This window comes from Methanomicrobiales archaeon HGW-Methanomicrobiales-1 (assembly GCA_002839675.1).
Classification (GTDB): domain Archaea; phylum Halobacteriota; class Methanomicrobia; order Methanomicrobiales; family Methanospirillaceae; genus Methanoregula.
Window position 1 is genome coordinate 853,029 of sequence record PGYM01000001.1, and the last position, 15,307, is coordinate 868,335.

Annotated in this window: 12 protein-coding genes; 4 read left to right on the forward strand and 8 right to left on the reverse strand. The window is 38.5% G+C overall.

The annotated features are described in order from the left end of the window. Window positions 1–2 precede the first annotated feature (2 nt). Genes CVV30_04405 through CVV30_04420 form a run of 4 tightly spaced genes read left to right on the forward strand, consistent with a single transcriptional unit; the run spans window position 3 to window position 5,118 of the window. Complete coding sequence (locus CVV30_04405; GenBank protein PKL70599.1) at window positions 3–1,541, forward strand: polysaccharide biosynthesis protein; 1,539 nt, start codon at window positions 3–5, stop codon at window positions 1,539–1,541. Beyond that, a complete protein-coding gene (locus CVV30_04410; GenBank protein ID PKL70600.1) occupies window positions 1,538–2,932 on the forward strand; it encodes a 4Fe-4S ferredoxin in 1,395 nt (464 codons plus the stop codon). Before CVV30_04405 ends, CVV30_04410 begins: the two co-directional genes overlap by 4 nt. After that, window positions 2,925–4,160 (forward strand): polysaccharide pyruvyl transferase family protein, encoded by a 1,236-nt coding sequence (locus tag CVV30_04415; GenBank protein ID PKL70601.1) that lies wholly within the window; start codon window positions 2,925–2,927, stop codon window positions 4,158–4,160. The genes CVV30_04410 and CVV30_04415 overlap by 8 nt, the downstream gene beginning before the upstream one ends. Before the next feature lies 1 nt (window position 4,161). Continuing rightward, on the forward strand, window positions 4,162–5,118 hold the full coding sequence (locus CVV30_04420; GenBank protein ID PKL70602.1) for a glycosyltransferase family 2 protein: 957 nt from the start codon (window positions 4,162–4,164) through the stop codon (window positions 5,116–5,118). 374 nt (window positions 5,119–5,492) lie between these two features. Here CVV30_04420 and CVV30_04425 read toward each other — a convergent pair whose 3' ends face one another. The 8 genes from CVV30_04425 to CVV30_04460 form a co-directional block, all read right to left on the reverse strand. Then, window positions 5,493–7,115 (reverse strand): hypothetical protein, encoded by a 1,623-nt coding sequence (locus CVV30_04425; protein PKL70603.1) that lies wholly within the window; start codon window positions 7,113–7,115, stop codon window positions 5,493–5,495. Window positions 7,116–7,285: 170 nt separating this feature from the next. Continuing rightward, complete coding sequence (locus CVV30_04430) at window positions 7,286–8,449, reverse strand: hypothetical protein (GenBank protein PKL70604.1); 1,164 nt, start codon at window positions 8,447–8,449, stop codon at window positions 7,286–7,288. Beyond that, window positions 8,446–9,621, reverse strand: coding sequence for a hypothetical protein (locus tag CVV30_04435; GenBank protein ID PKL70605.1), 1,176 nt, complete (start codon window positions 9,619–9,621; stop codon window positions 8,446–8,448). Before CVV30_04435 ends, CVV30_04430 begins: the two co-directional genes overlap by 4 nt. Continuing rightward, the gene (locus CVV30_04440) at window positions 9,621–10,883 is read right to left on the reverse strand and encodes a hypothetical protein (GenBank protein ID PKL70606.1); all 1,263 of its coding nucleotides are present in this window, start codon (window positions 10,881–10,883) and stop codon (window positions 9,621–9,623) included. The genes CVV30_04435 and CVV30_04440 overlap by 1 nt, the downstream gene beginning before the upstream one ends. After that, a complete protein-coding gene (locus CVV30_04445; GenBank protein PKL70607.1) occupies window positions 10,880–11,701 on the reverse strand; it encodes an imidazole glycerol phosphate synthase subunit HisF in 822 nt (273 codons plus the stop codon). The genes CVV30_04440 and CVV30_04445 overlap by 4 nt, the downstream gene beginning before the upstream one ends. A 3-nt stretch (window positions 11,702–11,704) precedes the next feature. Next, the gene (gene hisH, locus CVV30_04450; protein PKL70965.1) at window positions 11,705–12,319 is read right to left on the reverse strand and encodes an imidazole glycerol phosphate synthase subunit HisH; all 615 of its coding nucleotides are present in this window, start codon (window positions 12,317–12,319) and stop codon (window positions 11,705–11,707) included. 19 nt (window positions 12,320–12,338) lie between these two features. After that, window positions 12,339–13,478: an N-acetyl sugar amidotransferase gene (locus CVV30_04455; protein ID PKL70608.1), complete on the reverse strand. Its 1,140-nt coding sequence runs from the start codon at window positions 13,476–13,478 to the stop codon at window positions 12,339–12,341. A 74-nt stretch (window positions 13,479–13,552) separates the two neighbouring features. After that, window positions 13,553–15,247, reverse strand: coding sequence for a hypothetical protein (locus CVV30_04460; protein ID PKL70609.1), 1,695 nt, complete (start codon window positions 15,245–15,247; stop codon window positions 13,553–13,555). Window positions 15,248–15,307: the final 60 nt, after the last annotated feature.

Consider the following 15,307-nt stretch of genomic DNA (forward strand, 5'->3'; position numbering starts at 1 on the left):
TAATGAATAATTATAGTTCCAAAGAACAATTACCCCGAAATCTTGCGGGTAATATTGTATATTTTTTTGTGAATTTTATTATAGGTCTTCTTCTCGTCCCCTATTTCATCTCTACACTTGGCGTTGCAGCATATGGAATTATACCACTCGCAACTTCATTGAGCGGTTATGTAGGGATATTAACAGACTCTCTCAATTCCGCAGTGTCTCGTTTTCTTACCGTAGACCTTCAGAAAGAAGATTACACAAAAGCAAATAAAACATTTAATACCGCATTTTTCACGATCTCCGGATTAATTCTCATTATGGTGCCATTAGTTCTAACCCTCTCTTTCTTTGCACCCACAATATTCAATGTACCATTGGGACAAGAGACTGAAACAATTCTTCTGTTCCTTGGCGTCAGTAGTGCATTCCTTATCCGTTCCTGGTCTGCAAATTTTACCGTCTCGCTTTTTGCGTACAATCGTCTCGACTTGTTAAACCTCGTAAGTAGTACCAATATCATTGTTCAGGTACTGATGATAGTATTATTTTTTTCACTCATTGGACCTTCGCTTGCTCTTGTTGGGCTGGCGTTTCTTATAGGTAGTGTTTCCGCATCGGTCCTTGCAATAATTTTCTCCCGCCGTCACAATCCTCATTTAACGATAAATATTCAATTCTTTGAACGATCTCGATTGCATGAACTCAGCGGAATGGGGTGGTGGGTGATTGTCAATCAAATAGGTTCTCTCCTATTTCTCAGTTCTAGTCTTATTGTAGTGAACCTTTTTTTTGGGGCAACCCTAACTGGCGAATATGCTATTGCATCCCAATGGGTGGCTCTACTCTATGCAATAGCCGGTACATTATCTGGCGTGCTGACACCAACTGTACTGACATATTATGCTAAAGAAAAAACTGAATCTCTTCTCAAAGTCTCAAAAAGTGCCGTAAAGATGATGGGTCTTTCCATGGCGCTACCGATCGGTCTTATCTGTGGTTTTGCACCGGAATTGCTCACTGTTTGGGTAGGTAAAGAGTATTCCTTCCTCGCCCCACTTATGATAATACTAACCGGAAACCTTGCCATCAACCTGGCGGTTCTTCCCTTGTTCTCAATAAATATTGCCTATAATCGAGTGAAGATCCCCGGTATTCTGACATTATTTATGGGCATCGGGAACCTGGTACTTGCAATAATTCTCTCTGTTTATACTGGTTGGGGTTATTATGGTGTTGCTATCGCAGTAGCAATCGTTCTTACATTAAAAAATACATTTTTCATACCCTGGTATGCGACACGGGTTCTTGGCATTCCAACGAATACTTTCACCCGAGCTATGTTTCCGGGAATCGTTGCAACAATAATTATCGCAATTTGCGCTGCCTTCATTTCCCAGATCTTTTATATAGCAAGTCTCTTTTCCCTCATTATTGCCGGAGGTTTAATTGTTATAGTTTATTTGATCGCCATCTGGCCGTTGGGTCTTGATGTATTTGAACGGGATATATTCTCATCATATTTACCTCTGAATGTCAGGAGATTTTTCAAATGAAACCCGCAGTGCTTTCCTCTGTCGTTGACTGTGATCTCTGTATTGGGTGTGGGGTATGTGCAAGCATATGCCCGGATCAAATTCTTGAAATACAATTTAATAAATTTGGAGAGTATACCCCAGTTAGTAAAGGCGATTGTACTAAGGAATGTGGGCTCTGTTTGAAAGTCTGTCCGTTTGCAGATGGAAACCCGGATGAAGATGATATTGGAAAGGAACTTTTTTTCAATATTGCCCATATTCAGCACCGGTCAGAGACCGGTTATTTTCTCGCAACATATGCGGGGTATTCAAACATTGGTGAAAATCGTGAGCATGGTTCGTCGGGGGGAATGGCAACATGGTTGCTTGAAACATTGCTCAAGGATGGAATTGTCGATGCTGTTGCTTGTGTAACGCACAACCCTGATACGGAGAAACTCTTTAAGTTTTCAATTTTTTCTTCAGTTGAAGAGATACGGTCGGCTTCAGGTTCTGCATACTATCCGGTTGAACTCTCAAATGTGATTAGATTTATTTTGGATAATCCTGGTAAATATGCAATCATCGGTCTTCCCTGTTTTGTAAAGTCGATACGACTTGCACAACAGAGGAACAAAAAATTGCGTGAGAGGATTGTAGTTATTCTTGGACTTACGTGTGGCCAACTAAAAAATAAATATTTCACATCGTATATTGGAGCGCTATCTGGCTTGAATGCTGCTCCAACCAGAGTTTTTTTTAGAGGAAAAGATTATAAGCAGACTGCAAATAATTACTATTTTTCATTCAAAGATAATTCCGGAAAAGAATTTAGAATTCATCGGAATGACGGTATTTCCGAAGCATGGGGGAACAGATGGTTTACACAAAATGCCTGTAATTACTGCGATGATATCTTCGCTGAGTGCGCAGATGTGTCGTTTATGGATGCTTGGTTGCCTGAGTATGCGAGCGATCCACTGGGGACAAATCTAATAATTGTGCGTTCTCAACGAGCTCTCGAAATTTTTCAAGGTGCAATAATGAACCATGCTATTAATGTTGACGAAATTTCAATAGGGGACGTTGTTCAAAGTCAGGAAGGAGTTATCGCTGTAAAAAGAGATCACCTTTCATATCACCTGTATTTGTTGAACAAAAATGGAATTACTCCGCTTAAGAAAAGAGTTGATATGGGGAAAAAAATGAATCCATTCATACTCAAGATAATTAGATTAAAAGAAAAAATGCGAATTACTACGCGGTGTTATCCTGCTGCAGTAAATGGAAATGAGGTTTTTAATAGTGAGATGCTACGTAAATCGATGAATCACTACATTAATCAAATTCACCTGCTCCAAAAATTTTCGTCTGGCGTTACCTTTCCAATTCGGATTATCTATCGTTTCAAGGAATACTTAAATGAATAAAGAAAGCCCCTTGTTCATTTTAGCTGGAAATGGACCTTATGAAAACAGAGGTTGTGAAGCAATCGTTAGGGGAACGACGAAAATCCTGCGGAAATCCTTTACGGATCCTCGTTTTATTTGTATAAGCCACTTCCTGAATGACGTACAATATAAAGAACAGTGTTTTCATGAAACAGATTGTGCGATTGTCCACCACTCCTCAAGTCTGTTAAGTAAAAAAAGAGTAATCAAAAATATCTGGAAACCAGAAACTTGGTCTAGAATCATTCAATATTTTTTTGACCGTGATAAATTCTATTATGCTGATATGTTTCCGTATCTTGATGAGGCCCGCGCAGTCCTCTCCATTGGGGGGGACAACTACTCCCTTGACTATGGAGTACCGACCCTCTTTACTGCAATTGATGACATTGTTCTTGAACGTAAAAAGCCCCTTGTGATTTGGGGGGCTTCAATAGGTCCGTTCAGTGCAATCCCTGAATACGAGCGATTTATGATAGACCATCTTCAAAAAGTCACGGGAATCTTCGCTCGTGAATCGGCTTCAATTGAATATTTGAGAAATATTGGAGTGAGTGAGAATGTGTACCCGGTCGCTGATCCGGCTTTTCTGATGGATCCGGTTCAACCGGAGGTATATACTCCCATAGTGGAGGGTGCCATCGGTCTTAACTTTAGCCCCTTGATGGGAAAATTTGTTACCAGTGGCAATATTGAAAAGTGGGTAGCAATGGCAGCTTCGATCATTGGTGAAGTGGCTAGGAAAACAGAGATGCAAGTTTACTTAATCCCTCATGTGACTAATTCAGGCTCTAATGATTATACTTTCATGCAGAGTGCACTATCCTTGATTCCAGAGAGAAAAGAAAATATTACACTTGTATCCCCCCATTATACTGCTGCAGAGATAAAGTGGCTCATTGGTCAAATGGCGTTATTTGCTGGGGCACGAACACACGCGACCATTGCTGCGCTTTCATCGGGTGTTCCGACCCTAAGTTTTGCGTACAGTATCAAGGCCAAGGGAATTAACCGAGATATTTTCGGTCACACTGACTATTGTATGGATCCCAAGGATCTAAATGCGAAGAAAGTTACTGATCAGATTAATTGTATGCTCGGCCAAGAATCTTCGATTAAGAAGAATCTTCATGATCGGATCCCAGTGATCCAGAGATCGGCAATGCACGCCGGGAAGGAATTGAAACGACTCATTGGAGAAAACTAATATGCCAGAGATACCAAGTATCTCGGTTGTCATTCCTCTCTATAATAAAAGCCCCTACATTGCTCGTGCGTTAAATTCGATCCTTTCCCAGACTTTTCAAGACTTTGAAGTAATAGTTGTCGATGACGGCTCCACGGATAAAGGAGCAACGATTGTTAAAAAATTTAAGGATCCTCGGATACGGCTTATCCTGCAGGATAACCAAGGGGTATCAGTCGCGAGGAATAGGGGTATAGAAGAGACGAGATCTGAATTGATTGCGTTTCTGGATGCTGATGACGAATGGTTGCCGAATCATCTTGAAACCTTATTGAGATTATGGAACCGATATCCTGAGGCTGGGGCATATGGGACAGCATATCTAATAAAAGAAAAAGAGTTTGCGACCGCTCAAATCGCACCATTTAGTAATGAAATACCCCAGAAACCTTGGGAAGGTCTACTCCCCAGTTATTTTAAATCTGCAACCCTTGGTTATTCACCAATATCATCATCAACAGTCGCGATCCCAAAAAGTATATTAATAGAAATGGATGGTTTTATCTCAAATGAATGGTGGGGGGAAGATACGGATCTCTGGGGACGAATTGCTTTGAAGTATCCTGTTGCTTTTAGTTGGGATGGCATGGGGATCTATCACACAGAATCATTAAATAGAGCCTCCAAAAAGATTGAATTGGTATTGGAAAATATCTTTGTAACCTCCGCTCATAGAGCGATACTAGCTGGAAAAGTGCCTCGTGAGTTCCAAGAAGATCTTCAGGAATATATCGCCTCTAAACAGATCCAGACTGCTGGCCATAATTTAGATGCATGTAGACCTGATCTCGCGAGGAGGATTTTAATGAATTGTGAAACCCGAAATTTATGGAAATCAAAATACTGGACCTTATTCTGGACATATGTCCCATCGAGGATATTTATAATTCTTAAAAAAATAAAATCAAAAGTGTTTTGATTTTTTTTCCCTTAAGTATCTCATTTTCATCTCTTAATTAGTATGAAAGATGGTTCTGTCGAAACCCTAAGCTATTGGTAGATCTAAGTATAAGTTGCACCTGTAAAAGTTATGGCAAACCAAAACATTGAGCACTACTTCTTCTCAGATCATAAGTATATTTGTTTTCTGACATCGTGCCATAATGCAATTAAACTGACCGGGATACCGGAATACACTTGACGCTATTCGAAGAGAAATTTTACTAATCATTAATTACACACGTTACTTTTATTCAAAGAATATCTCGGAGCTCCCCAAAGATCTCTGGATAATCTAGGAATTATAGTGAAGGAAAAATTTAATGGGTATGTACAAATATATCCCTTATAATTTCACCCGCCAATAAAATTTAATTCAAATCCATCATTTGTGTATATTTTTTGTATACCAGAATCTCGATTTATTCTTTGAAAGTCTCGTGGGTTCCACCTATATTTGGCCATTTGGGGATAAACATATACATATTTGAATAAGTCTCTCGTAGTTATTCCAAGATAAAGGGAAGTATCGTATGAATTTGAGAGGGATATGTGGTGGTCATATCCAAAATGAAATGGACTATAAAGGGAGTTAACGCCCCCTAAAACAAGTCTTTTATCTCCTACTCCGAATATAAAATCATAGAATCTTGTTGTGGGCAGATTTATTCCAGTAATCTCTAACCCTGTGTCTTTGTTATTAAAATACCAATTCATTCCAGCTACCTCTGTGTTCGTAGATTGATAACTGCTACTAAGAGTATATGGAGAAGGATATATTGTGAAAAGCCCATTTAATATTACAAACATAAGTACCAACAATCCAATTATAATAAAGAAAATTTTGAATTTAATGCCACGGAAAAATAAATCATTTGTAATTACTAGTCCACCGACATACCCAAATAATGGAATTGTTAATACCATTGAATAAAATAAGAATCTAGTAGGTGCAAATCCAAATTCAAAAAATAATCCCAGTACCGCCAATGTATACAAAAAACTCAAACATATCCATATCCAAAAAATATTGTTTTTTTCTTGTTTTTTTACGAAAAAAATTATTAACGCAATTATAGAAATTATTATCGATATAAGATATACCCCGTATGTTTTTATGAAATAATCTAAAATATTGTATCCATAATTGTTTGCTGCCGAAATATCATTTAAAAAAATCGCTTGCCTATAATACTCTTCATCATTAAGTGTGTTAACAATATTGGACAGTATCATATTAAATTCTTGAAATTGCATTTGCCATGACATCCATATTATTCCCAAAATTGTAAACACTAAAAAAACTGAAAAAAATTTTAGATCATATTTATTATTAAAGTATTTATGATATTTCTTATCAAAAAAAACAATGCTGATTCCCATTGAAACAAATATTAGTGCCATTATCATTCCAATTAAAGGATGAAAAGTCGTAAGCAATAGAAAAACTATGAATGTTAATATTTTGAAAGCAAATTTTAAGTTATACATTGTTTTTAAAATTATAAATAAAAAAAGAGGAAATAGGCAATTAATCAATCCATTTGGAAAAAAAGCAATACAAACTCCAGGTAGAAATGAAAATCCAATAATTGTTGCAATATTTTTTTCTATTGGGTTTTTAAGCAAAATTTTGGAGATGAGGTAGATCCCTAAAGGGAAAAATAATGAAAAAAAAACTGGTAATAATAAATGCAAAATCTGAATATCAACATTCAAAATAGTGCTATATTCCGCTAAAAGGACATGTGATGCAGGATATATTATATCTTTAGGGCAAAAGCCATTCCAGAGAATTTCTTTAACTATTCCAAGGTGTGTTCCAGTATCTCCAGATAAATTCCACCAAACATATCCATGAATAATATGGGTTGATATTGAAAGAGTGTAAGTTAGATAGAGTAAAAAAAAACCTAAATATTTTTTAGTGCTTATTAATATTAGCATGATCCCAAAAATAAAATTCAAAATTAACATTGACCAATAAAAAGGAGAAACAGAAAAATATATCGAGGATTCATAACTGGAACTAGGTGTAAGAAATAACATAAATAAACAACAAATTGAATATAATAAAAGCGATATTGCTATATATTTTATAAAATGATCTGAAATGTTTAATTTCACAAGGTGCTCCTCTAGTATTTTCAACTTTTTGAAGAAGTCGAAACATAAGATAATATATCAGTGTAATTATTTAAAACGGAGTTATTATTGTATTCCTCCATTACTTTTTCTCGGGCTGCAAATGATATTCGGTTAAGATCTGAATTGTTAAGGGCTTTTTGAATAATGTTTGCAATCTCACTTGGTGAATTATTTGGTATTATGAACCCAGTTTGATTATCGATAACCACGTCTAAAATTCCACCCACTGGTGTTGCTAGTACTGGTGTGCCACATGCCATAGATTCCAGCACTGAATTGGGCAATCCCTCTTTATATGAGGGTAAAATAAATAGTTTTATTTTTGCAAAGTAAGACGGAATATCTTCTTTTTCGCACCACGGAATCACTGATATATCGAGGTTATTATCATTTTGAATATCCATCAATAATTTTCTCATAGGCCCATCTCCAATAAATAATGCGGAGATATGCCCATGAGATTTACTGATGATTCTCAACGATTCAATTAATTCTGCAAAACCCTTTTCTTCAGAAAATCGACCAAAGTAACCGATATCAAATGGCCTATGGTCAATGTTGGGTATATTATGTTTAAAAAAGTAATCTTCAACAAAAAGCGGCCCTATAAAAATTTTATTCGAATATCGCTCCAAATGATAAAATTTTACCATATATTTAGATTCAGGTATAATAATATCAGAAATTGAATAATTAATTTTCTCGACAGTCTCAAATAAAAATATCTTCCATGACGGTTGACAAAAATATTGCAATGACGTCGAGGGGCGCGAATCTGTTCGGATCAAAATTTTTTTCTTTAGTATAAATAAAGTGAGAAGTGGTAAAATAAATAAATCTGCACCAAAACAAAAAATAAAAACCGTATACTGATTTTTTACTAATTTGAATATAGTTTGGACTATTTTTATTTGATATATGATATGATTGAAACCGCGGATAACAAAATGACGACTATCAGTCTCGCAACTTATTTTTTTGTGAGTCAAATTGAGATTGTCAATATTAATGTCATGATTAGCAGAAATCACTGTAACATTCTTTGAAATTTTCAGAAAAATCAATACTAATTTTTGAGCAGTTAGACGTATTGAAAGATTATTAATATCCCAGTTGCCAGTTATTATAGCAACTTTTGGGCATATACAATCATTTGATCTCATAGTGATCTATCCCTATTCGCGATCGATTCAAAGACGGATGAATACGCCTCGGTGGATATATTCAGGTTAAAATCATTAGATCTTACTATCCCAGTTCTCGAATAACGTAAACGCAATTCTCTATTACGGATGATATCCACCATCATATTTGATAATTCGATTTCTTGGGGTGTTAAAGGATCAAGAGCACTATACATTATTCCATCTAATGGAGACGTTAGAATTCCAAACTTTCCATCAGATAATATTTCTCTGGGGCCGTATTTACAATCTGAAGCAATAATTGGACACCCACAAGCCATTGCTTCGATAATTGAATATGGCAATGCTTCCCAAAGCGATGACGATACAAATATTGATGCTTTCGAGAGATATTTATATGGATTATCTTGCCAATCTAAAAATTTAACATCAGATGATAAATCGAGATTTAACACTAGTTTTTCTAAATATGGTTTTAAATTCCCATTTCCACGAATTACTAATTTACAAGAAACGACTTCTCTTGTTTTTGAGAATGCCCGAATAAGGTGCCATTGCCCTTTTTGCTCAGTCAATCTACCTAAATTAAATATTATAGGAATATCTCCATTGAACCATTCATCATTAACAGGCTGATCCGCCAAAATCTTAATTTTTTCAATATCATTCGGATTATAGATAACCTTCACAATCTCTGGATTTATCTTAAATTCATGAATTAGTTCTTGTTTCACTCCCTCAGAAACAGCTATGATCAAATCTGCACGATTATATAAAATAGTAATTAAGTGCTTTGCAATTTCATCCAGAATAGAATCTCTAAACTTCATTGACAATGCAATATGAACCTGTAATATTGTTTTAATCCTTTTATTCCTCAAATTGGCCAAAATATTAATAAAATTATCTAATGTTAAAAAACTCATTGATATTTCTGGTTTGTGCTCAACCATGAGTTTTCTATATTTTAGAGTGCCGAATAAAAAAGCCCATAATATACTCAATATTTTTGGAGATCGAAAATTAAAATCCAATGATATCGGGGGTTTATTACTTGCATAAGACACCTCATTAGTTAATATAACAATTTGCCTTTGAATTTGAGAATCAAGGTTTAGACTCAGCTCTGAAGCGACTCTTTCGGCCCCCCCTCCAGCGAGCGATGTTATTAACATAATCACTGAGACCATTACTCAATACCCCCCCTCTCCCTTTTTTTCAATGAAATAAGTTCATGTATAATGTCCGTGTATTTATCTGCGATAAAATCTTGATTATAATTATCTGCACAAGATAATGCGTTTTGTGAAAGTGTATTACGCAATTCATCGTTTTTTAGAAGGTCAAGTATCTTATCTGCAAGTTGTTTTGAATTTTTTTGATTGACTAAAAGACCGTTTTCCCCATCCTGGATCACTTCACAGATTCCCTTAACATTTGTTCCAATAACTGCCTTTCCAGCAGTTATGGCTTCTAATAAAACAACTGGTAAGCCCTCTTCATACCCAGAAGAGTCAACTATTGAAGGGATAACAACAATATCTGCAAGAGCATAATAGTCCCATATTTTATCATGTTCAACAAATCCTTCGAAGCGAACACAATTGTCCAAACCATACTCAGATACACTCTTTTTTAGGGTTTCCTCTAAAGAACCACCGCCAATGATTATTAACAAAGCATCTGTCTTGTGCGCAATAACTGTTCTAAAACTTTCAATTAAGTATTCGCATCCTTTTACTTCATCAAGGCGACCTACGAAAAGAACAATGTGTCTTGAATTAAGATTTAATTGAGAACGCAGTTTTATTGTATCAATTAAAATTTTAGATGTGCTGTGTTTAATCCCCATCGGAATTATTACAATTTTCTGTTTACATTTTTCTCGATATCTTGGAGCCAATAATGATACAAATTCATCAGCCCTATGTTTACTAACTGAAATAATTCTATCACTATTCATTGCGATAAATTGAGAAAATACTCTCCCAAAAGGTATTTTCCTGAGCATTGTCACTTCAGATGAATGGAGTGTGGCAATATGAGGTATTTGAAGAACCTTTTTACAAATTCCCCCGACTAATCCCTGTGGTAATAACCAATGAGAATTTATGATTTCTATTTTTCGATTAAAAATGATTATTATTGTATGGGCCAATTCGGAAGCAATGAATAATGGTACTTGTATTATAGCTAAATTACTGTTTCTGATATTATATGGAATGCCATTGCCGTATGCAAGTCTTTGCATTTTTAAAGGTAAAAAATATGGGAATCTAAAAACTTTAATGTCCCCAATCTCTTCCCAAAATTTTGATGCATCGATATGTGGTGTCAGGACTTCTATTTGCATCTCTCCTTGATTCAGACTTTTTGCATGATCAAAAATGAAATCACCCGGATCGTCTTTGTTTTTTGCAAATGCACTGGTGATAATCAAAATTTTAGTCATATTCTCTTCCTGCACACCAATTTATAATTTTTTTTTAAAAAAATTTCCTCGAGTTCACTGTGGGTAGGATAACTGATGAGGACCGCCCTTTTCCTGCCATGGAACACAAACATACTTCCGGCAGCCATTGCCGATGCATGGCCATTCTCGTATGCATCAAAAAGATCCTCAATCTTTCCTGCACCGCCACAGGCAATGACCGGGACACTGACCGCATCGGCAACTGTTTTGATCAACACTGTATCATATCCGGTCATCATTCCATCCTGGTCGATTGAATTGATCATCAGTTCACCGGCCCCCATCGCTGCTATATCACGGGCGAATTGCACAGGATCTTTTCCCGTTGCTTTGGTACCTCCCCGGATAAATACTTCATATTCTCCCAGAGAATTTTTCTTAACATCTATAGATACGATGATACTCTGGTTTCCGAATATATCACTCGCCTCTTTGATGAATTCGGGATTTTCTATCGCTTGGGTGTTGATAATCACTTTTTCTACACCAATGCCGAAGAGTTTTTTAATCTCATCCGTAGTGGTAATGCCTCCGCCATAGGAAAGCGGCATCATGCATTCACGGGAAATTTTTGCAATGAGTTCGAATGCAATAGGAGCCTGCCTGCGCAAACCGAGAAAACCGCCGCCTCGCGAGGCCATAATATCAAGGAAAACCAGCTCATCTGCTTCTTTGTCATTGAAAATCCGAACAGCATTAATGGGATCTCCGATGTACCGGGGATCCTTAAATTGGATGGTTTTTACCAGTCCTTTTTCTTTGAGTAGCAAACAAGGAATAATGCGTGGGCGGAACATGATTCAAAACCTCATGAAGTTCTGGAGGATTTTAAAACCGCTCCGGTGACTTCTCTCCGGATGACACTGGATGCCAAAAATGTTGTCCTGCCGGATAAGCGAGGGAAAGGAGTACCCGTATTCAGTTGTACCGGTTACCAGTTTTTCATCAATGTTCGAAATATGATACGAATGGATAAAATAAAACCGATCCCCAGCATCCACACCGCTCACAATCGGACCTTCTCGTACGGGATTTACACTGTTCCATCCCATATGGGGGATTTTTCGGTGATTATCTGCTATATCAAAACCAAATCGAACTGTTTCTGCATCGATCCATCCCAATCCTTCGGCATGGCCCTCCTCACTCCTTTTTGAGAGTAACTGCATCCCTAGGCATATGCCAAGAATTGGAACCCGGTTTGCAAGGACGCTCTTTTGCAGAGCCGGAAGGAGCCCGAGCTCGGTGAGATTGTGCATACCCTGGTCGAACGCTCCGACCCCGGGCAGGATTAGTTTTTCTGCATCGAGAATATCCTGGGGATTTGAGGTTATCTTAGTTTCGATGTTGAGACGCTGAAATGTATTCCGGATACTGCCGAGATTTCCCATTCCATAGTCAACAATTGTAATTATCATCGAAAAATCCTCCTGACTATCCACCGAGATATTTTTCATAAAAAACCGGTGGGAGAAGATGAAGAGAACAAGCGAGTCCGATGGGAAACCGGGCAGCTTTGATAATTGGGTAATATGTGGGGTAATCTTTAAACGATTTTCTTGGAGCATCCATAATTTCCTGGAACTTTTCCTTGCTAAGCCCCATTTTGGAAAGAGTATAATCGATAATCTCAGGATTGTACGAATATGGGTGCTGTACTTCGTTTAAGGCGTCCTCACGCTTCATCTGGCCTGACCTGACAAGGGCAGAATACTCCAGCTTCCGTTTGTCGATATCGAATTTTTTCGGAAGATAAAATGACTGGAAAAATTCTGTGAAAACATTCTCATGATGATGACCCCCGTAGTAGTTCCACCCGAGTTTGTTCTTTAGGACATCATCAACAACCGCTTGATTGTACTCGATGAATTCCGGGACATCGATCATTCGGATGCGTTTGATAAATGTGTAATACAGTAACTCAGAAAGGCTCATAACGGGAAAACTGGTTATCTTTTGTTTCCCGAAACGGGCATGGACACTTCGGATATACTTTCCATCCATGTAGGTCCAGCCTATTGGTGCTACACCTTCAGTACGGAAAGAATGGCCATTAAAAATATACCTCACGTGAAATTTGTTTGCGGTCTGCATGAGGACAGAAATAATTACATAGTCTGTAGGAACTTCAGCATCAGAAACCGATGCCGACAGAAATGACTTCTGGAGGTCCTTGAACTCCTCCCAGTCAGCAACAACCGTGTGAAGGTCAATATCAAGTTTATTTGTCGCATTTTTAATATTGTTGACAGCGATTTCAGAATTCCAGCCGTTGTCAAAATGAACCGCAAGTGGTCGTAATCCCATTTCAACTGCAGTATATAATGTATATGTACTGTCTCTCCCTCCACTCACTCCAACAATACAATCATATGCATTGTTCCCGCCCTCTTTTTTGATTTGTTCAATAAGGGAAGTAAAATATTTTTTTCCTTCTTCATGGAGTGGATGAGTCTTCTCTAGAGAGTCATGGATTTTGCAAAAGGAACATACACCTTTAGAATCAAAAGAAATTTCTGGTACAGTAGTATCAAGGATGCATCGCGTACAAATTTGTCCTTTTGAAGAAACCAAGTTATTTCACCCTTCTTTTTTTATTTTGTCAATCATGGATTTGAAAAATTTAGTACAAATCTCACTCCGATGCATCACGCGTACCACCCGTTCGCAACCTTCTCCTGCTGCATGTCATAGAACATCGCAAAGAACATCGCCTGTATGCCCATGCCAAAGATGATAACTGATAAGATCAACGGCACAAAGATTGGATATCCTTGGATAAATTTAAAATGCAAGGCATAAATTCCGCCAACGATACCGAGGACCGTAAATATCGCCCCCGCTACATAGAAAAAGACGAGCGGATGGAAGTTCAGCACCACGTACTTCATCTTTAAGCGCCAGAGAAAATCCCTCAGGAGAAGCCATGAGACCCGGCAGATGTAGGTGCTGTATTTGATCTTTGATTTCTCCATGCCATAGCGGGCAGGGTGCGGGACATTGATCACCCTAAAACCGACAACATTGAGTTTCACGAGAAGGTCATTGCAGTACCCATACCGGGTATAGATTCCGTTGAGGTTGATGCGTTCGAGCGCCCGCTTGGATATGACCGTGTACCCGTTCTGGGGATCCATCATCTGCCAGTAGCCGCTCGCAATTTTGGTGAGCAGGGTGAGAACACTGTTTCCCAGGTATCTCCACTTACTCATCCCTTTGCGGTACTCCGGGCTGATGAGGCGGTTGCCCATGGAATAATCACATTTTTTGTCAATGACGGGATCGAGGAGGGCAGTTAAGAAATCCGGGTCCATCTGGTTGTCACCGGCCATAACGGCAACACAGTCCATGTTGTCTTCCAGCGCCCTTCGGTAACCGGTTATGATCGCACCGCCGACACCCTGGTTCTTCTCGTGCAGGATCGGAATGACAGAAGGATCGTGTGCTGCATAATAGGCAACAACCTCCTGGGTCCTGTCAGTGGAACAATCGTTTACGACATAGACGCGCTCGACAAAATCCGGTATCCCGGCAAGAGTGTCACCGATAAGCAACTCTTCATTGTATGCCGGCACGACAACTGCGATACTGCTCCCGCGATAATGGGGATATTCCTCCCCATTGTCCCCCGGTGTCGGAAGCTCGATCCTTTGACCCAGGGGGATTTCCTGAATGGCAAGGTGGCGCCGGGAAAAAAGGGAGATCATCAAGGGTTCAAACTGGTCATTGTCAGGAAGCAGGTCGAGCAGGGTAATTCCCTTTACACTGACCGCCCGGAATGTTGAATCCGGATCTGTGCTGTGGAATTCCTCGGATCTCTCCGGTATTTCACAGGATTTTTTTCCATTATTGAAACGGAACGGGGGAATGCCTTTTCTTCCCAGGGTATACCGGGACCCGATGACAAGATCTGCTTCCCCGTATAATATCGGCTCTGCAAGTCGCGGAATATCCCGGGTAAGGTGTTTACTGAAACGGTCAATAATTACAACAGCGGTACATCCATACCCCAGCGCACGCCTGCAACCTGCCAGTATCGAATAGACCCTGCCTCCACCATATGGATCGGCATTGAGGACAACCGCACCGGCATGTTCAGCAATGGCAATGGTCTGGTCATGAGAGCCATCATCAACAACGATAACATGGGGGGTATACTGCCGAGCAAAAAGGACAAGACTACCTATAGATAATTCGCTATTTTGAACCGGGATGACAACTGCCAGTCGCGGCTCTGGAATTATTGCAGGTTCTTCTGCCTTGATCCGGAGATCCTGCATGTCATTTCGATGTTGCGAATCTAATATTTTATTTTGTTCCGAAGACACGGTGTTTTCGTTCATGGGAGGTCGTGAAATACCGGATATATACAAAAAATCTCATTTATGTTAATTAATAACCAA